Origin of the sequence: Ellagibacter isourolithinifaciens (assembly GCF_008831035.1) — a bacterium.
GTDB classification, from domain to species: domain Bacteria; phylum Actinomycetota; class Coriobacteriia; order Coriobacteriales; family Eggerthellaceae; genus Ellagibacter; species Ellagibacter isourolithinifaciens.
Window position 1 is genome coordinate 57,662 of sequence record NZ_WAJR01000004.1, and the last position, 22,107, is coordinate 79,768.

Consider the following 22,107-nt stretch of genomic DNA (forward strand, 5'->3'; position numbering starts at 1 on the left):
GTTCCCCTCGATTACCCCAGCTCACTGGGTGGTTCTCAATCCCTACTCGAAGGCGATCAGCTCGTCGCGGTGGATGACCGGCTTGTCGGCGAACGCCGCGAGCAGGCGGTTGCGCTCAAGCTCCTCACGCGTACGCCCGCAGGCAAGCTCCACCTCGTCGCTCGAGAACGCCGTGCGGCCGCGGGCGATCACATGCCCCGTCGCGTCTTTCACGTCGACGATGTCGTCGTCGTTGAAGCGCCCCTCGACACGCGAGATGCCCACCGACAGAAGCGAGCTGCCGCGGTGTAGCAGCGCGTTCTTCGCGCCGTCGTCGACGATGAGCGCGCCGCGTGCGGAGTCGCCGAGCGCGATCCACAACTTGCGCGGCGTAATCTCGTGCGGGCGCTCGCTCGCCGCGAAACGCGTGCCGATGCGGTCGCCGAAAGCTGCGTGCACGATAGCGTCGGGAGCGTGGCCCAAGCAGATGGTCATGGGAATGCCCGCCGCCATAAGCACGCGCGCGGCCTTGATCTTGGTGATCATGCCGCCCGAGCCGACGACGCTTCCCGCGTCTCCCGCGACGCCCATGATGCTCTCGTCGATGCGCTCGACGCACTCGATCAGGTGCGCGCCTTCGACCTTCGTCGGGTTTGCGTCGTAGAGCCCGTCGATATCGGAGAGGATCACCATAAGCTCTGCCTCGACAAGGCACGCCACGAGCGCCGCGAGCGTATCGTTGTCGCCGAAGCGGATCTGCTCGACCGACACCGTGTCGTTCTCGTTCACGATGGGCACGACCCCCATCTCAAGCAAGCGGGAAAGCGTGTCGCGAGCATGGAGATACGCCGTGCGGTCGGCCGTGTCGCGCCTGGTCAAAAGCACAAGGGACGTGGTAATCCCATGCTGGGCGAACGCGCGGGCGTAGCCTGCCGAAAGCGCGCTTTGCCCCACCGAGGCCGCCGCCTGAAGGCTCGGCATGTCGGTGGGCCGCCGCTCGATGCCAAGCGCCTCGAGCCCGCACGCGATGGCCGCGCTCGTCACGATGATGGGCGAGAAGCCCGCCTCGCGCACGCGGGTGACCTGGCGCGCGACATCGTCGAGAAACGCGTAGTCGATCTTGCTCTCCGACGTGGTGAGCGTCGAAGAGCCGATCTTAACCACGAGCGGGCGCAGATGGGCGGCAAGGTGCGCCTCGCGCGCCCCATGGTTTCCGCAGACACCGCAGCCCTCGCCCGCGGCGGGATTGTCGATTTTAGCCTCGTCCATTAGATGTCGAGCTCCTCGAACGCGTCGTCTGCCGTCGCCGACTCAAACTCGAACGCGCGCCCCACGATGCGGATCTCGTCACCGTTGCGGGCGCCCGCCTTCGCAAGCGCGTCCTCCACGCCGATGCGCTTGAAACGGTGTTGCAGGAAGGCGATGGCGTCCTCGTTTTCCCAATCCGTCTGGATAACCATGCGCTCAACCTGGCCACCCTCCACGCGGAAGACGCCGTCGGAGAGCTTGCGCACGGTGAAGCGACGGTCGCGCATCTCGCGCTTGTGCTCCCACACGTGGTCGAACTCCGGCTGCTCGGCGGCCTTCGCGCGAGCCTCCTCGCGCAGCTCGTGCACCTTCGTCGCAATGGCGGCCTTGAGCGAGTCGACGCCCTTGCCCGTGAGCGCACTGATGCAGTAGAGCTTCGGGTCGATGGGGCTGTCCGCGAACTCGTCGCCGCCGGCCGCGGCGATGGAGTCGGCTCGCACGCGTTCGGCGAGCTTCTTGCAGATCTCCTCCGTGCCGGGGACGTCGATCTTGTTGGCCACGACGATGCGCGGGCGGGACGCGAGATCGCTCGCGTACAGCTCGAGCTCGCGGTTGATCACCTCGTAGTCGTTCAAAGGGTCGCGCCCCTCGTAGTCGCCCGTGAGGTCGACCACGTGCACGATGAGCGCGGTGCGCTCGATGTGGCGGAGGAACTCGTGCCCAAGCCCGCGCCCCTCGTGCGCTCCCTCGATAAGGCCGGGGACGTCGGCGCAGACGAAGCTCAGATCGCCGCTCGTCGCCACGCCCAAATTCGGGACAAGCGTCGTGAACGGGTAGTCGCCGATCTTCGGTCGGGCCGCCGAGATCTTCGAGATGAGCGAGGACTTCCCCGCCGAAGGCATGCCCACAAGCGCCGCGTCGGCCATGAGCTTCATCTCAAGCTCGACCCACTGCTCCTGCGAAGGCTCTCCCAACTCGGCGAACGCGGGAGCGCGGCGCGTGGACGTGACGAAGTGCACGTTTCCGCGGCCGCCGACGCCGCCGAGCGCCACGGTGATGCGCTCGCCGTCGTGCGTGAGGTCGGCGATGAGCTCGCCCGTTTCCTTCGTTTCCTCGAAGTACTCGTGGATCACCGTGCCCACGGGCACCTTCAAGATCATGTCCTCGCCGTCGGCGCCGCGCATGCGCGAGCCCTTGCCGTGCGTGCCGCGCTCAGCCTTGAAGTGGTGCTTGAAGCGGTAGTCAATCAGCGACGAGACGCCCAGGTCGGCCTGGATGACGACGTTGCCGCCGTGACCGCCGTCGCCGCCGTCGGGGCCGCCTTTAGGGACGTGCGCCTCGCGACGGAAGGACATGCAGCCCGCGCCGCCGTCGCCGCCTTTGACGTATATGCGTACCTTGTCTACGAACATGGGGGATCCTTCGCTGCCAGGGCGGGCATCATGTGCGCCCGCGTTGTCTGGATTGTAAACGAAAGGCGCCCTCTGATATGCAGGGGGCGCCTCGAAAACCGACTATCTATGCTGATTGCGCGGTAGCGTGCTATTCCTGTGCCTCGGCATCGGGGCGGACGTGCACGCGACGCTTCACACCGCGAGTGAACTCGAGGGTGCCGTCGCACAGCGCGAACAGGGTGTCGTCCTTGCCGCGGCCGACGTTCTCGCCGGGATGGAACTTGGTGCCGCGCTGACGAACGATGACGTTGCCGGTGCGAACATGCTGACCGCCGAACATCTTCACGCCGAGTCGCTGTGCGTGAGAGTCGCGACCGTTGCGGCTGGAGCCTAAGCCTTTCTTATGAGCCATGGTGTATGCCTCCCTTTATCTATTCGGCGACAGCGGTGCCGACGGACTTGATTTCCACGCGAGTAAGCTGCTGACGATGGCCGCGCAGCTTCTTGTAGTTCTTGCGCTTCTTGAACTTGAAGACGAGAACCTTCTCGCCCTTGAACTGCTCGATGACAGTTGCGACCACCTTGGTGGCAGCGGCCTTGGCGGGATCTGCCTCGACGGTCTCGCCGTCGACGACGCAGATGACAGGAAGCTCGACCTCAGCGCCCACCTCGGCATCGAGCTTCTCGATGTTGATGCGGTCTCCAGGGGCAACCTTGTACTGCTTGCCGCCCGTTTTCACGATTGCGTACATTCACTTCTCCTTATGCGAAATAACTGCATGCGATAACTTTGAAGCGTGGCCGTAGCAAGACTCCGAAGAGCGCATATGCACCGCCTCCGCGTATCATCGCACTTATTCCCGATTGCGCCGTCCTTAGCGCAACCTATTGAATGATACCAGAACTCATGGCTACGCGCGAGCGCGTTGCATGGATTTTTCATGAGAAAACACGGAGGCTTCACTCAGAGGCGAACAACGGGAAGACAGGGCTGCATGTTGTGTTGGGACGGGGCATTTTGCGAGAGCGAGATCGCAAGGAAGGAGGCCCTGCATTATGCGGAGCAGCGTCAGGCCTCCGCGAGGGCGAGATCGCAAGTAAGAAGATCGACAGCCCCGAACGGCGATGCCGTCAGAGGCGCGGGAAAGCGAGACCCCCGATTCCGCGCTCCTTTTTGTGGGGCGTCATCTTTCGAGGGGGCCCTGCCAGAAATCGGGTAGTCGAGGCTGCGCCCAGGGTCGCGCCGTACAAGCGACACGGATAACGCTAAGGCCAAATCGTGTACTCGGGCGTTATGTCGACATAGCCCTCGCCTGGGGAAACGTTAGTCGGAGTAATGACGTCGCCCACCCATACACCGTCCGGCGCCTCTTCGCCGTTCCGCTCCAAACGGCCAGTGTCGCCCAGCAAGGCGGGCGTCACGTCTTCGAGGATGTCAACGCCATTGACGGTGCAAAGGAGGCGGCCGCTAAACCTGTCGAGATATTCCCTGCGCGTTTCGTTGATGACATAGCGGTAAACGACGGCCTCCTGGTCGAGCGGCCCCGTGTAGGGATGCAGGTATTCGCCCTCGGGGTCATCTTCGGTCGGCAGATACCACTCGCATCCCTTGAAGCAGGCGAACAGGGAGCCAACGTCCTCCCCGTGGTCCTCGACATAGTCGCGGGGGTTCTCCGGGAAGAACTCCGCCATCTGGGCGAGCCCCTTGCCCTCGCAATTCGCCAAAATCGTGTAGTCGCTCACGTAGGCGACGAGATCTCCGTGCCAGCGGTCGGCGAGCAACGTGAGCGCAACGTCAGTTCGATCGTTGGGAAAACGGCAGTTCTCCAGCATCTTCACCCCATAGCGAAACGGCATGTTGCCAAGATGCTCCATCTTCGTTGCGTTCACCCATGCATAGTACGCGCCCATTGATCGCTCCTCTCTTAGCGGCGGAAATCATGCATCCATCGCCGCAAAGCGCCTCTAATCTATCTTCCCCATCACCTCGAGCAGGTCCTCGTACGTCGCCACGTTGTGGTAGCGCACGTCGCTGGTGCTCATCTCGTTGAAGAGCTTCTTCGCGCAAGCGATCTTGGCGTTCTCCACACCGGAGAGCTCCAGCGTGTCCATGGTGCCCTTGGTCTCGGCGACGAAGAACACATGGCGCACGCTGCCTTCCTTGAAGGCAATCGCCCAGTCGGGGGCGTAGTTGCCCACCGGCGTGGGAATCTGGAACGCTCGAGGCAGCTTGGCGTAGACCGCTACCTCGGCGGCGGCGTCCATGTCCTCGGCGAACCTGCGCTCGCCGTCGGAGTCGGGGAACACGAAGCGCTGGATGTTCTTCTTCGCCTCGTACGCCTTGCTCGCGTTGTCGGGCATACGCTCGGTGAAGATCGCCTCGTCGTAGGCGTCGTCGATCTCGTGGTAGCTGATGTGCTCCACAATCATCGTCGCCTTCTCCGACACGATAAGCGCAGCGGCCTTCTTGATGAACTCCTCGGGGTTCACGCGGTAGAGCCCGAACACGTTGGCGTCGATGCCGGCGAGGATAGCCGCGGCACTCCTGCGCGTGATGGCGGCGGCCTGCGCCACCTCGCCCACGAGGTCGTACGTCACGCCCACGGACGCCGTGCCCGCGTCCACATCGCGGGTCTCGGTTTGCGTGCGGCCGAACGATGAGCCGCCCTGCACCTCGTCGCGCGTGGTCTGTGACTTCTGCCCGCCGACCGTCAGGGTGTACTGCAGCCTGCTCACGCGCAAATCGCTGTTGATGCGCTCTATCGACTTGCGCCTCAGCTCGTCGTCCGAGAAGCTCACCGTGTAGGCATGCTTGCGGTTGATGCGCGCCCACAGTTCCTTGAACTCGCGTTTGGCGAAGTTGTCGGTCAGCGTGTTCTCGGAGATCTTCTCCTGGGCACGCCCGATCATGCCGTCGAGCGCGTGCACGTCGTAGACGCTTCTCACCAGCGCCTCGACCGCCTTGGCGTGGGCAGCGTCGGCGATTTTCTCGGGCAGCTTCGCGACGAAGTACTCCACGAAGGTGCCGCCCTCGACGGCCTTGCGGAACTCGGCGGTCGGCTTGTCGTCGTCGTCGATGAGGTCGCACTTGTAAAGAGCCTTATAAATGCGCTTCGACTCCTCCTCGGTGAAGGAGACCGTCTCGCCGTCGAGCACGACGTCGCGTCCGCTGAACAGGTTCATCTCCACCTTCTTCGGGCGCTCGCGCAAGCTCTTGCTTATATCGGTCTGCAAATCCCTCACGAACGTCTCGTAGCTCTCCGACGCGATCACGGTGAGCAGGTTCACACGGTGCACCTCGTCGGGTCCCAGCAGCGCCGTGTCCTGGCGGTTGCCGTCCTGGTCGACCGCCAGGCGCATGCCGCGGCCGACCTCCTGGCGCTTGCTCGTCTCGGAGCCGGACTCCTTGAGCGTGCAGATCTGGAAGATGTTCGGGTTGTCCCAGCCCTCGCGCAGCGCCGAGTGGCTGAAAATGAAGCGCACGGGCTCATCGAACGAAAGCAGGCGCTCCTTATCGCGCAGGATCAGGTCGTATCCGCGCTTCGCATCGTCGTCGTTGATGCCGATGCCGTCCTCGCGCTCCGCCTTCTTCTCGGTCTTCGATTCGACGGCGTTGCCCTTCTTGTCCACCGAGAAGTATCCGGAGTGCACCGAGTGCGCCTCGAATCGCCCGAGGTACTGCGCGTAGGAGGGGTCGAGGATGTCGTCCTGCGTCGGGTGCTTCAATCTGTCGGAGACGATGGCCTCGTACTCCTCCTCGAAGATCTTGCCGTAGCCCACGGTTTCGCCGTTGCCGGAGAGGTCGCGGTACTTCGCCACCTGGTCGATGAAGAAAAGGCTCAGGCACTTGATGCCGCGGCGGAACAGCGCCTCCTCCTTTTGCAGGTGGCTCATGATCGTCTCGCGTATCTGTATGCGCTGCATGTCGTCGGCGGCGGAGTCGCCGTAGACCTCGCCGATGTAGATGCGCCCGTCGTTTCCGATGGAGCCGTCCAGGAAGCGCACGTAGCCCGCGCGCCCGTCCTGGGGCGGGACCACGCCGTCGTTGCCGCTCGCGATGGTGTAGCCGCGGTACGCCTCGAGCTTCGTCGAGCCGCTGGCGTCATAGATGCTGTCGCCCTCGCCGAAGCGCGCGGTCTTCTTGCGCACCTTGCCGCCAGACCCCATGCACTTGAACTCGATAACGGCCTCCGGCGCGCGGTTCTTGGACACCACGATGTCACGCAGGTACAGGTAGCCGTCGGTTCCGCGCATGTTCTTGAGGGCGAAGCTCTTCACCTCGATGCGCTTGACGAACTTCTGGTTGTAGGCGTCCAGGGCGTCCAGGGCATACACCAGGTCGTGCTTCTCCTTGTGCGTTGCCGAGTAGCTCAGCACGAACAGCGGGTTGAAGCGGGCGATGCCCTTCTGGGTCGCGCCCCCCTTCTTTCCCATCTTCTGGGGCTCGTCGCAGATGACGATGGGGCGGTTCGCAGCGATGACGTCGATGGGCCTTCGGCTGCTGAACTCGTCGCGCTCGTCGAAGATGATGCGCGCCGCCTTGTTCTTGGCGCCCTCCTTCATCGACGCGTTGAACGCCTGCATGTTGATGACCATGCAGTTGACGTCGCTCGATTGGGAATACGCATCCAGCTCGGTCAGGTTGTCCGAGTCGTATATGAAGAACCTGATCTTCTTGTGGTATTGGGAGAAGAAGTGCTCCTGGGTGTTCTCCAGGCTCTTGGCCACTCCCTCGCGGATGGCGACCGATGGCACCACCACGATGAACTTGCACCAGCCGTACAGGCGGTTGAGCTCGAGCATCGTCTTGGTGTAGACGTAGGTCTTGCCGGTGCCCGTCTCCATCTCGACGTCCAGCTGGCAGGCTCCCATGCCGCGGAAAAGCTCCTCCGACTCGGGGATTTGGTTGCGTCGCTGCACCGCGCGCACGTTTGCCAGTATGTCGGCGCCCGAAAGCGCGACGGGCGCGTTGGCGTACCCCTCGGCGCTCTCGTCGCCGAAGTCGATCTCGCCCTGCGCGCGCGTGGGCTTGCGGCCCAGGTCGCGCAGGTACACGGAGGCGCCCTGGTTGGGCTGCCCCTCGAAGACCGAGGCCACCGCGTCTGCGGCGTCGGTTTGGTACTGTTGTACTTTGAACTTGAACTTCATGTCGACGCCTTAAATCACTTGGGGAACGGTGTCGGGGCTGTAGGTGCGGAACAGCTCCTCGTAGTTGGCGTGCGTGGCGTCGTCGGCCATGGACGAGTCGCGGATGACGGCGTACCAGGGCTTGGCCTTCGCCATCTCCTCGATGGTGTCGGAGCCGACGTTCGCATCGAAGCATGCCGCCAACTTGTCGCCGTCCACGAAGAAGACTTTCTTGTCGGCGAGCACGCGCTCCTCGATCTTCGCAGAGTACGGGATGCCGAGCTTTGGCAGCACCTCGAAGAGCAAATCCAGGTCGGAGCGCCCCTCCTTCACGTTGTCGGCGAAGTCGAAGAGGCTCTCCTGGGCGGTCTCGCCAGGCGTGAGGTAGAAGTCCTTGAAGTTCGAGGAATCGATGCGCAGCACGCGGAAGCCCAGGTCGGGATAAGGCTTTGGCTCGGCGCCGAGCTCGAGCTGCTTATTGGATTCATCGATGCCTGCGGCGATTTTGGCACCCGCACGGCGAATACGCTCCTCTCCGATTTCGGTCAGCGTGGAGAACTGGCCTGTGGTCATCTCGGGAATCTGAACGAGCACAAAGCGACGACTTCCACTGTCCTCGGCGTTTTTCTCCATGACAGCTTGAGCCATGGAGGCCGAGCCCGAGAAGAAATCAAGCACGGTGCAGTCCTTAGAGGAGGCGATGTCGAGGATGCGCCTCATTAGGCGTACGGGCTTGGGCGTATCGAAGGGGGCGGAGCCGTCGAAAAGCGCCTTGAGCTGCTTCTTAGCCTCGTCGGTATGACCGACTTCCTCATGGAGCCAAAGGTTATCGACTACACGTCCCTGAGATTCGTCGAGGTAGCGTTTACGGCGCATTCCGCCTGTCCCACCTCCCGTAAAGTATAGAAGGGGCCACGAGCCTGCATCGTATCGTCTTTGAGCAATAGTACGCGCCTCATCAAAGGAAACCGCGAGCATGACAGCCTTGACGCCTTCGCGGACTTCGCCCTCTCCGATGCCGCATACCTCGGCGCGCCTTTGTGCATCGTCGATATCGCGCAGCTCATAGGGGGCCCATTCATTGAGAATGGATAAAAGGCCGGGTTGTCCGACCCGCCAATGGGAACCCATTGGCGGGTAAAACACCTCACCAGTGAACGGGTGTTGGATGCCATATACCATGCCTTGGTGGCTCGCGCCGCCCGCGGCGGCCGGGTCGCCCGACGCCCACAGCAAGCCGTCGCCGTCGGGCGACCCATAGCCTGCGTTCATAGATTCCGTTCTGGGTAAACGCTTCGGTACCCATCCCGATGATTTACCGTAGCAGAGCAAATGCTCTGCTACGGTAGGGATTCCCTTGGAGTCGTTTCTGGGCGAATACGTTTTCTGCCAAATCACATCGCCGACAAAGCAAGCTGCCCCGAAAACCTCGTCGCAAATCTTGCGCAGGTTCGAACTCTCGTTATCATCGATGCTGATGAAGATGGCGCCGTCTGCCGCGAGCAGATCACGCGCCAGAAGCAGTCTCGGGTAAATCATCGAGCACCAATCTGAGTGGAACCGGCCGTTGCCCTCGGTGTTGGCGACCAGGCGACCGCCCTCCTCGTCGAAATCTCCGCTCTCCGCGTCATATTCGCCGCGCGTTTTGGCGAAGTCGTCGTCGTAGACGAAGTCATGGCCCGTATTGTATGGCGGGTCGATGTAGATGAGTTTCACCTTGCCGGCGTAGGTTTCCTTCAGAATCTTGAGCGCGTCGAGGTTGTCGCCCTCGATGTAGAGGTTCTCCGTGGTGCCCCAGTTATTGGACTTGGCTAGCTCGGGAATCATCGTCTTGTAGATAGGGCGGCGCGCCTCGGCCTTGGCCTCGCGCTTGCCGGGCCAAGTGAACTGGTAACGCTCGCGCTGGCCTTCGGCCACATCACCCAAAAGATCGCGCAGCGCGTCGAAGTCAACGGCGCGTGCAAGCTCGCCGTCGGTGTTCTCTACCTCGGTCACCACCTGTGGGAACAGCTCGGCAATCTTCTCGATGTTTTCAACGGCACCGTCGGGCGTGCCTAGCTCGATCTTTTCCATCTATCTGCCTTCCTCTATGGCGGCAATCTGCCGTTTGAGTTCCTGTACCTGGTCGAATAGCGCGTTTTTTCGCGCCAGCTGCCGCTCCTTGCGCCCGCGGGCTTCGGTCTTGGCAAGCTCCTCGCGAAGCGCCTTGAGCCTGGCGTCCGCCGCGAAGCGCTCGTCCACGGTAGCGGTCTCGCTGCCCGTATCGCCATACGCAACCTGCGAGGCGATCGAGTCCCAGACCCCGTCCATGCTCGTCGCTTTCAGGGTGAGGGAAGCATCCTCGACGCTTCGCCATTCTCCCACAGCGATTCCCTTGAGCATCACCGCGAGGCGAACCTCGTCGTTGAAGGTGCACGCGAAAAGCAGCTTATGGGGGTTCGCCTGAGCCACAAGCGCCAGCACCTCTTCAGGGACGCGGCGAGCCTTGAGCGCCACTTCCACCACGAGCACCTCGTGCACGCGCTCGCCGTCGGGAATACCGGTCGTGGAGGTCTTTATCGAGTTTGCGACTGTGAAGCGCTCGACGTCGTCGATGAAGGACTGGCGCAGCGCGGCGCTCACCTTCAGGCGGCCGTAGAAGGCCTCCTTGGGTATGCGGCGGCCCACCTCGGTCGTGCTCGGAAGCCCTAGCATCTGGGCATCACCACCAGGAAGCACACGAGCTCGAAGTCGTCGAGCCCCTCGATGTCGTTCTCCAAGAAGCCCGTCGTGCCGCTGGCGAAGAAGCTGTCGACGTCGGACTCCTCCTTGGAGTCCACGATCGACGCCACCGCGTCGCGCAAGAGCCCAGCCTCGCGGCGCATGTCGCGGCCGTTCTTGGTCTCGCGGTTGTAGGCGCGGCACAGGGCCATGTCGGGCTCGGACTTGCCGCGGCACAAAAGGCGCATGTCGTCGAGCACCGCCTTGGGCTCCAGGTGCCCGTGGACCACGGATTCGTCTGATCCCATGCGAACCACGTAGAACGGGTGCAGGTGGTTCGCGCCGTCGCGGTCGATTCTGCTGTTGACGTTGCGCAGCACGAAGATGACGCCGGGCTCGTCGCCCTCCACCACGGCGTTGATGCCGCTCGGAAGGCGGTCGACGTCGGGGTTGTCGCGGTAATAGCCCACCAAGTCCATGCGGAACTCGTTGAGGCCCAGGTCGGTGATGGACACGCCGCCCGAGACGTCCTCAAGGTCCACGACCTCGTCGCGCATCTGCTCGAGCTGCTGGCGGCGGTACTCCAGGTCCCCCGTCTCGTCGGGGTTGATGTAGTCGTCGTCGCCGGTGGAGGTCATGACGGTGATGCGCATGCGCTCCTCGACGCGCGCCTTGAGCTTGATGTACTCGTCGAGCTCCACGTCGGGCCAGTAGTTCACCAGCTGGATGCGGGCGTTCTTCGAGCCGATGCGGTCCACGCGGCCGAAGCGCTGCACGATGCGCACGGGGTTCCAGTGGATGTCGTAGTTCACCAGGTAGTCGCAGTCCTGGAGGTTCTGGCCCTCAGAGATGCAGTCGGTGGCGATAACGATGTCGACGTCACAGCCCGCAAGCTGCGGCGCCACCACGTCGCGCTCCTTCGACGCGGGCGAGAAGCAGGCGAGCACCTCCTGCATGTGCGGGGGCACGGCCTTTATCGTGCAGGCGCAGCCGTCGCCCGTGACCTTGGCGCACTCGAAGCCGAGCTCGCGTTTCGCGAAGGCCGAGACGTTCTCGTAGAGGTAGTCCGCCGTGTCCGAGAACGCGGTGAACACGAGCACCTTGCGGTTGCCCGGGTTGATGGGGCCTTGCGACTTCCCTCGGATCTGCTCGCACAGCTCGATGAGCTTGGCGTCGTGGGCTGGGTCGATGTCGCGCACCATCGAGATCAGGACCTCGATGACGGCGACGTCCGCCTCGATGTCGCGCTCCCAGCTCATCCAGTCCATGTCCTCGACGAGGATCTTCGTGACGCCGCCCACCTCGAAGCCGCTCTCGTCGTCGGGGTCGAAGTCGAACCCGCCCGGCAGGTCGCCGTCGGCCACACTGGCGCCCGAGGCGAGGCCCCTGCGGTAGTCGTCTATGGTCTCGAGGGCGGCGTTCATCGCCGCCAGCACGCGCTCGAGCGTCAGGCGGAACGAGCACACCGAGCTTTCCAGGCGCTTGAGCAGGTTCGTCGTCATGAGGCGGCGCACGCCCGTCTCGCGCCCTCCGAGCGTGAGGTTTCCGCCGCCGCCCATCTTTGCGTACTTCTCCATCTTGCTGGGGTGCACGTACGAGCTCGGCATGTACACGGCGAGCACGAGGGAGTCAAGCTCCTCGTATATCTCGCGGTAGTTGATCGCGTTCGCCAGCGTCGAGAGCTTGGGGCGCTTCGATATCGGCGGCAGGCGCTTCGGGAAGGGCCCGATGGCGCTCATGTCGTAGTAGCGCTGGATGTGCTTGCGGCTGCGCGCCACGGTCACCTGGTCAAGCACCTCGAAGAAGTCGTAGTCGAGCATGTCGGTGAGGGCATGGGTCGTCCGCTGCTCGGCGGGCAGCTTCGACCAGCGTGCGTAGACGGTCTGCGCGTTGCGGAAAACCGTCTCGATGTCGTTCTCCAGGCGCAGCTTCTCGGACCAGCCGGTGGGGTCGCCCCAGTACGCCAGGGCGAGCTGGTTGCGCAGGTCACGGAAGCGGTTGTTCACAGGCGTGGCGGACAGCATGAGCACCTTGGTCTTCACGCCCTGCTTGATGACCTTCTCCATGAGCAGCTGGTAGCGGTTCATCCTGTCTTCCGACGCCGAGTCGCCGCCGTTGCGGAAGTTGTGGCTCTCGTCGATGACGACGAGCCCGTACGCGCCCCAGTTCAGGCGGTCGAGGGGCAGGCCGGTCTCCGACGTGCCGCGCGTGCGCGAGAGATCGGTGTGGTAGAGCACGTCGTACTGCAGGCGGTCGCCCGCGATGGGGTTGTTCACGACGTTCGAGTTGTAGGTGATCCAGTTGTCGCGCAGCTTCTTGGGGCACAGCACGAGCACGTCCTTGTTGCGGCTCTCGTAGTACTTGATCACGGCGAGCGCGGTGAACGTCTTGCCCAGGCCGACCGAGTCGGCCAGGATGCAGCCGTTGTAGGTCTCTAGCTTGTTGACGATGGCGAGCGCCGCGTCCTTCTGGAAGTCGTAGAGCTTGTTCCAGATGAGGCTGTCGCGGAAGCCCAGCCCCTCGTTGGGCAGCACGTCCTCGGAGACATCGTCCAGGAACTCGCTGAATATGCGGTAGAGCGCCATGTAGTAGATGAGCTCGGGCGCGTTCTCCTGGTACATGGCCGTAATGCCGTCGATGACGGCGTCGGTGACGTCGTGGAGCTCGCCCGAGTCCCAGGCGTCGTCGAACTGCTTGAGCAGGGCGCGCGACTGGGAGGCGTCCAAGCGCATGGTCACGTCGGGGACGTCCGTGGAATTGTCGCAGCCGAGCTTGCGCGTGGTGAAGCCGTCGAAGGGCATGTAGGCCACGTTGTCGTCCGTCTTGTCGATATCCATGAAGCCGCTCATGCGCCCCTCGCCCTCGAAGGAGAGGAAGCGCGCCTTGCGGCGGATCCAGTCGGCGCACTCGGTCGCGACGGCCTTCTGCGTGAGCTCGTTGCGCAGCTTGATCTCGAAGTCGGTGCCGCAAAGGCCCTGCTCGCGGGAAAGGCGCGGGATGTAGAACTCGCGCTTCTCGCGCGCTGGGCGCTGCTTGGTGAACGCCTGCGACGTGAAGATGAAGCGCAACTCGTCGATGCCCTCGAGCTGCTCGGCGAGTTCCTGGTAGGCGTACATGGAGAAGACCGACGCGGCTATCGCCACGCGGTCGCCGGCGGCTATGTTGGCGACGAGGTCGTCCTTGACGATGCGCGCCCTGTTGTCGAAGAAGTCGGGCTGCATGGGTTTATGCCCCCTTCTTCGCGAGCTCTTCGATCATGCACGTGCGCACGAAGGCGGAGAAGCTCATGCCCCGCAGGGCCGCCTCCTCCTTCGCCGCATCGCGTAAAGTGTCGGGGGTGCGCATGGTCACGGAGACCTGGTCGCCTTCAACCAGGAAACTCCTAATCTCGGTCTCGTCTGGATTGCTCTTGATGAGCTCCTTATAACTGCTAGGCACCTGCGCTCCCATCAACCAAAATGCAATACAAATGCGTTTCGAGTTATTACCGATTAATTATAGCGTTGCGACGCAATGCAGCGAGAAGCGATGCGCTACAGCGTGACGCAATGCGGCGCAAGCGCGATATCAACTCGAATGATCCGCTTGTCGCAACGACAACTGCAACGGCCTCTCGGATCGCCTGCCTTCAACACAGCACGTCGCCGTGCCGCGCGGGTATAACCCTATGGGGCTCAAGGAGCAGTTCCCGGGCATTCGATTGCACTGGGCAAACCCCCAGCTGTGCAGCCTAGGCTTGCAGACAGCGACAACGCCCGCAGGGAACACGGTGAAATGCTACGACGCAGAGCGCTCTATCGTTGACCTCCTCAAGCAAAGAAAGACCGAAGGGGCTGACGCTTAGCTCGTACGAGATGCAGTCACTGGGTATTTCAAGCGCGGCGAAAAGGATCTACCGAAACTTGCAACGATGTGCGAGAGCTTGGGAGTCAGGGAAGAACTCCAAGTTCATTTGGAGATACTGCAGATGGCGATAATCGAAAACGACGCAATCCTGCGCGGAAAGATACGTGCCGTGGCCAGCAAGCGCGGGCTGAGAGCTCATGAGGTCTTGCAGATGCACCTCTTCGAGCATCTCCTACTCAGACTAGAGAGAAGTTCCTACTCGAACGTATTCGTCCTAAAGGGCGGACTGACCATATCCTCCATAATCGGACTTGCTCGACGAACCACCATGGACATGGATACGACAGTGGCCGGCATGCCAATGGACTGAAAAAGCGTCGAACGAGCAATCACCGAAATCTGCACCATTTGCGTGGACGACGAGATGGAATACTGGTTCGAGCGAGTGGAACCCATTAGAGAGCACGACGAGTACGCCAACTGGCGCGCCCATATCAGTGTGCTGTACGGGAGGATGAATCCGCCCGTTAAAATCGATATCACAACTGGAGACTCTATTACACCGGCGCAGATTGAATACCCCTATCCCAGGATGTTCGACGAAGGCTGCATCGCGGTTATGTCTTACCCTATGGCGACCACACTCGCCGAGAAATTCGAAACCGTGGTTAGTAGGGGCAGCGCCGATGGGCTTATTGCAACCATGAATGCTTCAGATATCTGCATCTTCATCAGGGAAAACAGCCTTTCCTTGAAAACTTGCGACACTCACAACCTGGATGTCGCACCAGCTTTTCACTAACAGCGCGATACTTCTCATTAGAAGGGGTGCGCACCCATACATCCCGATTCCGCGGCCCCAATGCGCACGGAGCCGTCGGATCGGAAGTCGAGAGAAAGGTTTCTCCCATGCCTCCCAAATCAGTTCTCATCAAAATCGCGCTCTTCGCCGGCATAGGAACAGGCCTCGTCTGCCTGGTAGACGGCCTCATGCGGGATTTCACCCCGTTCAACAAGTACCAGGGAATGTTCTGGCTCACTTTTATGCCGCTCATCCTGTTCTTCATGAAGGAGAAACAAGACCGCAAGTACCTGCTCAACATGTGGCTTTCCTTTATATGCGGGCTCGCCTGGGGTCTTGTCGCCATCGGCGCCATCGCAGCCTTGTCGCCCGCAGGCCCGGTTATCCTCGACATCATCATCGACTTTCTCATCTGCGCAGCCATCGTGTTCGTACACAAGGGTCTGTTCAATCGCACGCCATTGAACGCCGTGGCATGCGTGTTTCTAGGATTCGCAGAAACACTCGGCTGCCTTCAGACATCATTCCCCATCGCGGGAGAGCTGCTGCCCCCTATGAGCTTGAACGGAATCGACATGCTCGTCATCTTCACCTGGGGCGCACTGGTCACGTTCGCGCTTTCCTGGGTAAGCGACGCTCTCATCGGAAAATTCGTCATGGGCAAGCACTCCTCCCCCGAGGGAGCAAGCGCGCAAGGTCCCTCAACTGAAAGAGGCGAATAATCCCGCCGCTCATTTCATCAAACGACCCGAAAGGAAGAATCATGTTATTCGGACGCGAGCAATTCGCAGTGAAAACCGAGATGGGTGGGGAGGTTATCGACAAGCTCTACGCCAAGGAGCTCGTCCCCGCCCCGATCGAGGAGTTCGAGAAACTCCCCGAGGACGAGAAAAAGCTCCGCAAGCCCTACCCCTTTAACCAGCGCACTTACGAGGCGGCACCCGGGATTATCTGCGACCAGGACGTAGCGGTCCCCATGCGCGACGGGGTCATCCTGTATGCCGACATCTTCCGCCCCGCCGACTCGACGGCCAAGGTTCCCGTCATCCTCGCCTGGTCGAACTACGGCAAGCGCCCCAACGAGTACCGTCCCGACGAGCTCAACGCCTACACCCCGGGCGTCCCCAAAGGGTCCATTTCCGACCTGGCGAAATTCGAAGCTGCCGATCCCGAGTTCTGGGTGCCCAGCGGCTATGTCGTCGCAAACGTGGGCATCCGCGGAATCGGCTACTGGGCCGATAAGATCCCCGACTTCTCGAAGGTGGTCGTACCCGCCTACGTGACAGCCGGTTGGAACCATTTCCACCTGCGAGGTTCTGTCAACGGCTGGCGCAAGATCGCCAGCGAGCAGAAGTGGCTGCGCGCGCACCGCGAGTTCGAGTGGCCCGATTTCTACTCCTCCACATACCTGCCCGAGCTCAAGATGTTCTTCGACCGCTATTGCAAGGGCATCCGCAACGGCTGGGAGTCCACGCCCCGCGTGCGCATCGAGGTACAGGACCGCTTCGACATCACTGTCAAGGAATTGTCGGAGCGTTGCGCAATAGCTCGTACCACGTTCTATCGTTTTTTCGAGGACACCTACGACCTGCTGGATCGTCTAGAGCAATACCTCTTAGGGGAGCTCGTGCTTTATCGCCCCCTGATGAACGGTAGCACCACCGGGCCCCAATCAAGCGGCGTTGCCGGAAAACCCTATGAGAGCATCAGGCATTTCTTCGGGATGGGAATCTACCTTCGCAAACTTGCAACCAATTATGAACGAGAACGGCGACCCTTACTTCAAGGACAGACTTGCGAGACGACTGCGAGAAGAGCTTGGAGCCATGATGAGCGACGAGGGGGTTCCAAACGATGAGCTCCGCTCCTATTTCGTTGCCGCAATCGCAGCTTCATACATCGGCCTGCTCGCGCATGCCGCTACGACCAATCGAGAAGACTCTCCTGGCATCGACCAAATCGCGTTCATTGCCAACTCGATGAGGGTGGCCTATTTCCGTTCCAACGATTCCGCCCCCGCCATATCCGACCGTCAATTGCTCGGCAATTTGAAGTCTTCGATTTAATTTGAAGATTGAAGTGGTGATTTCAAGCAGCTCTTCGTAGAGAATGCTTCTCGACAAAATACCGCCCATCGCAAAGCACGTTCGAGACTGAGGCCTCCCGCCTATGCGCTACAATTAGCAATCAGGGTTGGAGGCGAAGGAAAAGTGCACAAAACTATTGCTGCGACAATAGGCCTTATGCTGTATTGGCCGATGCTGCGTGGTCCCTATTTCCAAAACCTATTCTTTACCCCTTGCCCCACTGGGCTTGATGGGCGTGAGGCATATGCCATAGCAAATATTCTTATAGTAGGACTCGCGGCTCTCGCGCTGCGAAAAGCCAGCCAATTCCCACACTATGCAATACGATCAGCACGCCCAAGCTTCTCGCTTCTTGCCGGATTCGCTTGCGCGATAGCAGCCGCACTGCTTTTCTCCTCGTCCCGGCTTACATCGACATTCGCCCCTGCCATGCAGCTCGCAGGAATCGTCTCATTTGCCATAGGCTTTTCCGCAATCACCCTCGGGTGGTTTTCTCATCTTCTTTCCAGCCACGAAAATTGGAGCTTCATTGCGTCAGTCTCTTTCGCCGCCTCCTTTGCTGCGGCAAGCATTGAGTACCTTCCCGACAGCGCAGTCAAAGCATCACTCGCAATGCTTCCACTTGCCTCCTCTGCGCTTCTCGCGCTTGCAAACTGCGTTGCGAAACAGCCAGAAAAAAGCGCGCCACCATCCTTCCGCCACCAATATTCCCCTCACGCCAATATAATCGTTCTTGCGGCAACATGCTTCTGCCTCATCGCGAGCACGCCGACTCTTTGCCTGTTCGCACCAACTGCTGGGTATATGCCCACGCTGGAAACGCCGAAATCATACCTTTTCTCATTTCTCATTGCCATCGCGATGGCGGGGATTATGAAGCTGCATAAGCCGTTCCCAATTAAGCAAGGCATCATTTTAATCATCCTAGGAGCGCTCCTCATTCTGAGCTCGCTCGCCCTCGCTCTAACTGACAATGCGATGCCGTTCGCAGCAACCACCCACACTTGTTTCCAGTTCTCATTGTTCATCTCACTCCTTTCATTTTGGACCGAGAAGCGAAGGGGAGAACTTGGAGGAGCGGGGACGTTTCTCGCGATTACTTCCTTGACCACAATCGTGTCCCGCTATTTACTCCCCATCGCGTTTCCCAGAGAATCGTCGGAACCCATCGCCGCGATTCTCGGCATGCTATCAATCGTCATCCTATCCGCAGCAGGCATGTGCCTCGCACTATTCGCCATGATGCATTTACCATCGTTTAAGGATCAAATGCCAGTAGCAGATGATGAGAGCTCCCGAAAGAAGGGCAATCTTTCTTCGGTCGTCAATACAGAAGCCCCCGTCGTACCGCCGGATTCACCGACTCAATCTGTGGCGCAGAATAGCGACGACGCGTTGCGTACCTGGCTAGCCAGTGGCTTCTTTCTTTCGCCGCGCGAGACAGACATCGCACTCCTCGTGGCACGCGGGTACACCGTCAATCGCATCGCCGAGGAACTGTGCTTGGCGAGGGGAACAGTGCAGAGCCATACGAAAAGCATCTACCGCAAGCTTAACGTTCATTCAAAACAAGAAGTGATTGACCTTGTTCGATCGCAATCATCTCGTTAATCAAGTATCTAAATTCTTCTTTTGACCTGGTGATAATCGAAATTACCATATTTTATGGGTAGCACTTTCACCGCCAATTCCATACCTTTCAACCTGTGCGAGGGGATACGCACAAACCGAAATGAAAGGGGAAACCAATGGACAACTCTATGACTCGGAGAGATTTGCTCAAAGCCGGCGCTTTCATGGGGATGGCAGCTGTTGGAGCCAGCATGATCGGCTGCTCAACGCAGACTACTACGGCTGCTGCAGCTGAGCCTTTTAATGACACGAGCAAGGCTGCGTCGGGCACGGCATCCGCATCCCTCACCGAGGCGACAAGCGACAATGTTCTCAACATAGAAGTTACCGACCTCACTATCAACGAGATTCAGGGCATCGTCTATAAGACGGTCAATGCGGCAAATGCCACCACCAACCTCAAGCTCGACCTTCTTCTGCCCTCGGCGGGCGAAGGAGAAACACTTCCGCTCGTTGTTTTCGTAAACGGAGGCGGCTTCACGAGTTCGAACCCCCAGGGCAACATTGTTCATCGCATGGCTTTCGCAAAAGCGGGCTACGCCGTTGCCTCGGTGCAGCATCGAGTCGTACCGACCGTCAAATTCCCCGAGCCTCTGCTCGACGTGAAAGCCGCAGTGCGCTGGCTCAAGGCAAACGCGGACACCTACAAAATCGACAAAAACCGCGTGGCGGCTGTGGGCAACTCCTCAGGTGGGTATTTCGCAACGATGCTCGGCGTGACAGGCGACATCGCCGACTTTGACAAGGGCGACAACACTTCCGAGGATTCGAAGGTCAACGCTGTTATCGACTTGTACGGAGTGTCCGACCTAACGCTTATCGGCGCAGGTCTCCAAGAGGAGATTGAGCAGGGCCACCATTCTCCCGCGACCACTGAGGCCATGCTCGTGAACGGAACGGCTTTCGGCAACAACAAGGGTGCATCCGTGTTTGACACACCCGATACCGCAGCACCCGCAAGCCCCTTCACCTATATCGACGGGACCGACCCCGCCTTCCTCATCCTGCACGGCGACAAAGACACACTCGTCTCCCCCGTCGCCAGCATGGAGCTGTACAAACGACTGGTCGATGCCGGAGTCGAAGCCGACCGTTACGTAATAGCTGGCGCATCGCACGGCGGCCCGCTGTTCAATCAGCCGCAGGTGATCGATATTATGGTTAGCTTCCTAGACGAACACCTAAAGAACTAGCGCCATAATCGCTATGCAAGATTAACAGGCCGCTGGTTGCGCAGTTCACTGCCGCGCAACCAACGGCCCACCTTAGTTGGTTGAGTCTTCTTCTTGCGCCAACTGATCCAGCCGTCCGATGCCCCCTGGGATTCTCTCAAGACACTCGTTGGACGCGTCCCATGTCCCCCTGCCAACTTCCACAGGAGCGAGTTTGCTAAGCGGCCATGCGCGCCACGGATGCGCAAGCGGCGCCAACAACTAGCGGCGCGTGCCGAAGAGTCCGCGGACAATCTGGTTGTCGGCGGTACGGCCGGCGGATCCCAAGATGCTCGTGGCGACGCGGGCCACGGCGTCTTTCTGCTTCTGGCGCTCCCGCTCGGCGGCCTTCGCCTGGCGCTCAGCCTCGCGCTCCGCTGCCCCCGCCTGGCGTTCCGCTTCCCGTTCAGCCGCCCTTGCCTGGCGCTCCGCTTCCTTTTCCGCGGCCTTTTGCCGACGCTCGGCTTCCTTCTCGGCCGCCTTCTTCGCCTCTTCCTGCTGCTTGGCAAGCTCCGCCTTCTGCGCCTCAAGCTCGGCCCGTTATGCCGCGAATCCGCAATCGACCGATTCCGATAGCCCGCGACCATCCCGCTCGCCTTCCTGATATATACTTTGCTCCAACGAAGAAAGGTTTTGCCTTGCTTACAATTCACTATGGAGACATGGACGGCGTTATCTACAATACGTCTATCTTTTTCAACAACGTTTACTCGGCCGAGTGGCTCGAAGACCCTTTCGCCCAAAAGATCATCAAGGCAGTCGATCGCGGCGTTGTCTTGGGGCCCAATGCCATCGAAACGAAGGTCCTCGGCGTCATCCCGCCCGAAAAACTCTCAAGTGGCACAAAGACTTTGCTTCTCATGCATTTCATGCCCGAGAACATCTACAACGCCTCCAATTGCGGAGATAATTGCGCACGGTGGATTCTAGCCATCGGCAAGGCCCAAGATGTCACCGTCAATCTTTATCACCTCATGAACTTCGGTGAAAGGCGGTTCACCATCCATGTCGCCAACACCGACGAAGTTGTCCATTCGATGGACGAGCTTGTTCTCGTTGCAGCCAAATGCCTGAGGGAGTCCGCAAAATGAGAGGAGTCCACGATGTTGTAGTCCGCAACAACAAAGTGCAGATCAAGCTCACCGTTTCAAGGAACCTCACCATTCTTCAAGGCAAGAGCGCAACCGGGAAGACAACTCTTCTCGAGCTCATTGCCGCCTATGACGAGCTTGGAGCAAACAGCGGCGTGGTCATTAATTGCGATGTTCCCTGCAAAATACTCGCAGGGCGCAACTGGCTGCGTGATCTTTCGTTCATCGAGAACAGCATCGTGTTCATCGACGAGGACAGCAGCTTCATGAAATCGCACGAATTCGCGCACGCGGCACGCCGTAGCAGCAACTATTACGTGTTGGTCGCGCGCGAATCGCTTCCACAACTCCCCTACAGCGTCGACGAGATTTACGGCCTTAAGAACACCAACCGCTCAACAACGAAGTACCCCGTCTATTCACGAACCTATGCCTCCACATACCGCATTTACGGGAAAAGCGAGTTCGACGGCGCAAAGCCGCAAGTTGTCATCGTCGAAGACAGTAACTCTGGCTACGAATTCTTTGCCGTACTTTGCAAAAATAGCGGCATACCCTGCATAAGCGCAGGCGGGAAGTCGAACATCTACGATATTGCGCTCAATAGGAAAGAGCGGGACATCCTTGTAATCGCCGACGGAGCAGCATTCGGACCCGAAATGGAGTTCCTTGTATCGCTTCAACGATTCAAGCGCATTAAGCTCTTCCTGCCCGAATCATTTGAGTGGCTTGTCCTGAAATCGGGCCTATTTCCCGACAAACGAACGCAGGAGATGCTTCGGAGTCCAGCCTCTTATATCGAAAGTGCCGACTTCTTCAGCTGGGAGCAATTCTTCACACATGAGCTTATCGAGAAAACGCGCGGTACTTTTCTCACATACAGCAAATCGAGACTTAACGAATCATATCTCGCTAAGCATACGCGTGGAGCAATAGAGAAAGGCTTGCCGAATTTGGGGATTCTTCCCCAAACGGAGCAGTAAGCACTCC

18 protein-coding genes and 1 pseudogene are annotated in these 22,107 nt (G+C 60.1%); 8 read left to right on the forward strand and 11 right to left on the reverse strand.

From position 1 onward, the window contains the following. Nucleotides 1-42: 42 nt before the first annotated feature. From proB to F8C90_RS02975, 10 genes are all read right to left on the reverse strand, one after another. Complete coding sequence (gene proB / locus F8C90_RS02930) at nt 43-1,248, reverse strand: glutamate 5-kinase (RefSeq protein ID WP_158048953.1); 1,206 nt, start codon at nt 1,246-1,248, stop codon at nt 43-45. Next, nucleotides 1,248-2,639, reverse strand: coding sequence for a GTPase ObgE (obgE, locus tag F8C90_RS02935; protein WP_158048954.1), 1,392 nt, complete (start codon nt 2,637-2,639; stop codon nt 1,248-1,250). Before obgE ends, proB begins: the two co-directional genes overlap by 1 nt. A gap of 130 nt (nt 2,640-2,769) precedes the next feature. Continuing rightward, the gene (gene rpmA / locus F8C90_RS02940) at nt 2,770-3,033 is read right to left on the reverse strand and encodes a 50S ribosomal protein L27 (RefSeq protein WP_158048955.1); all 264 of its coding nucleotides are present in this window, start codon (nt 3,031-3,033) and stop codon (nt 2,770-2,772) included. Between the two features lie 19 nt (nt 3,034-3,052). Beyond that, the gene (gene rplU / locus F8C90_RS02945) at nt 3,053-3,373 is read right to left on the reverse strand and encodes a 50S ribosomal protein L21 (RefSeq protein WP_158048956.1); all 321 of its coding nucleotides are present in this window, start codon (nt 3,371-3,373) and stop codon (nt 3,053-3,055) included. Between the two features lie 514 nt (nt 3,374-3,887). Next, on the reverse strand, nt 3,888-4,532 hold the full coding sequence (locus F8C90_RS02950; RefSeq protein WP_158048957.1) for a hypothetical protein: 645 nt from the start codon (nt 4,530-4,532) through the stop codon (nt 3,888-3,890). A gap of 54 nt (nt 4,533-4,586) precedes the next feature. Beyond that, nucleotides 4,587-7,769: a type III restriction-modification system endonuclease gene (locus F8C90_RS02955; RefSeq protein WP_158048958.1), complete on the reverse strand. Its 3,183-nt coding sequence runs from the start codon at nt 7,767-7,769 to the stop codon at nt 4,587-4,589. Nucleotides 7,770-7,778: 9 nt separating this feature from the next. Continuing rightward, nucleotides 7,779-9,821: a site-specific DNA-methyltransferase gene (locus F8C90_RS02960; protein ID WP_158048959.1), complete on the reverse strand. Its 2,043-nt coding sequence runs from the start codon at nt 9,819-9,821 to the stop codon at nt 7,779-7,781. Next, entirely contained in the window at nt 9,822-10,466 is a 645-nt protein-coding gene (locus F8C90_RS02965; protein WP_246155756.1) for a DUF4391 domain-containing protein, read from the reverse strand. Then, on the reverse strand, nt 10,436-13,669 hold the full coding sequence (locus F8C90_RS02970) for a helicase-related protein (RefSeq protein WP_158048960.1): 3,234 nt from the start codon (nt 13,667-13,669) through the stop codon (nt 10,436-10,438). The genes F8C90_RS02965 and F8C90_RS02970 overlap by 31 nt, the downstream gene beginning before the upstream one ends. Before the next feature lie 4 nt (nt 13,670-13,673). Continuing rightward, entirely contained in the window at nt 13,674-13,886 is a 213-nt protein-coding gene (locus F8C90_RS02975) for a hypothetical protein (protein ID WP_246155757.1), read from the reverse strand. 619 nt (nt 13,887-14,505) lie between these two features. Between F8C90_RS02975 and F8C90_RS02980 the strand changes: the two are divergent. From F8C90_RS02980 to F8C90_RS02990, 3 genes and pseudogenes are all read left to right on the forward strand, one after another. Then, nucleotides 14,506-15,096, forward strand: a pseudogene (locus F8C90_RS02980) (nucleotidyl transferase AbiEii/AbiGii toxin family protein). A gap of 107 nt (nt 15,097-15,203) precedes the next feature. After that, nucleotides 15,204-15,818 carry a DUF1097 family protein gene (locus F8C90_RS02985; RefSeq protein ID WP_158048962.1) on the forward strand — a complete coding sequence of 205 codons (615 nt, stop codon included), beginning with the start codon at nt 15,204-15,206 and terminating at the stop codon, nt 15,816-15,818. Nucleotides 15,819-15,859: 41 nt separating this feature from the next. Then, nucleotides 15,860-16,954 carry a CocE/NonD family hydrolase gene (locus F8C90_RS02990; protein WP_246155758.1) on the forward strand — a complete coding sequence of 365 codons (1,095 nt, stop codon included), beginning with the start codon at nt 15,860-15,862 and terminating at the stop codon, nt 16,952-16,954. Between the two features lie 34 nt (nt 16,955-16,988). Here the strand turns inward: F8C90_RS02990 and F8C90_RS02995 are convergent, their stop codons facing one another. Continuing rightward, nucleotides 16,989-17,231, reverse strand: coding sequence for a hypothetical protein (locus F8C90_RS02995; RefSeq protein WP_158048964.1), 243 nt, complete (start codon nt 17,229-17,231; stop codon nt 16,989-16,991). A gap of 381 nt (nt 17,232-17,612) precedes the next feature. On the opposite strand from F8C90_RS02995, the gene F8C90_RS03000 reads away from it, so the two are divergent. From F8C90_RS03000 to F8C90_RS03020, 5 genes are all read left to right on the forward strand, one after another. Then, nucleotides 17,613-18,794, forward strand: coding sequence for a LuxR C-terminal-related transcriptional regulator (locus tag F8C90_RS03000; RefSeq protein ID WP_170264509.1), 1,182 nt, complete (start codon nt 17,613-17,615; stop codon nt 18,792-18,794). Nucleotides 18,795-18,931: 137 nt separating this feature from the next. After that, nucleotides 18,932-20,008: an alpha/beta hydrolase gene (locus tag F8C90_RS03005; protein ID WP_158048966.1), complete on the forward strand. Its 1,077-nt coding sequence runs from the start codon at nt 18,932-18,934 to the stop codon at nt 20,006-20,008. A gap of 219 nt (nt 20,009-20,227) precedes the next feature. Next, complete coding sequence (locus F8C90_RS03010) at nt 20,228-20,602, forward strand: hypothetical protein (protein WP_158048967.1); 375 nt, start codon at nt 20,228-20,230, stop codon at nt 20,600-20,602. A gap of 86 nt (nt 20,603-20,688) precedes the next feature. Continuing rightward, nucleotides 20,689-21,117, forward strand: a complete 429-nt coding sequence (locus F8C90_RS03015; protein ID WP_211360998.1) for a DUF4869 domain-containing protein — start codon at nt 20,689-20,691, stop codon at nt 21,115-21,117. 35 nt (nt 21,118-21,152) lie between these two features. Next, nucleotides 21,153-22,100, forward strand: a complete 948-nt coding sequence (locus F8C90_RS03020; RefSeq protein WP_158048969.1) for a translation initiation factor 2 — start codon at nt 21,153-21,155, stop codon at nt 22,098-22,100. The last annotated feature ends 7 nt before the right edge of the window (nt 22,101-22,107 follow it).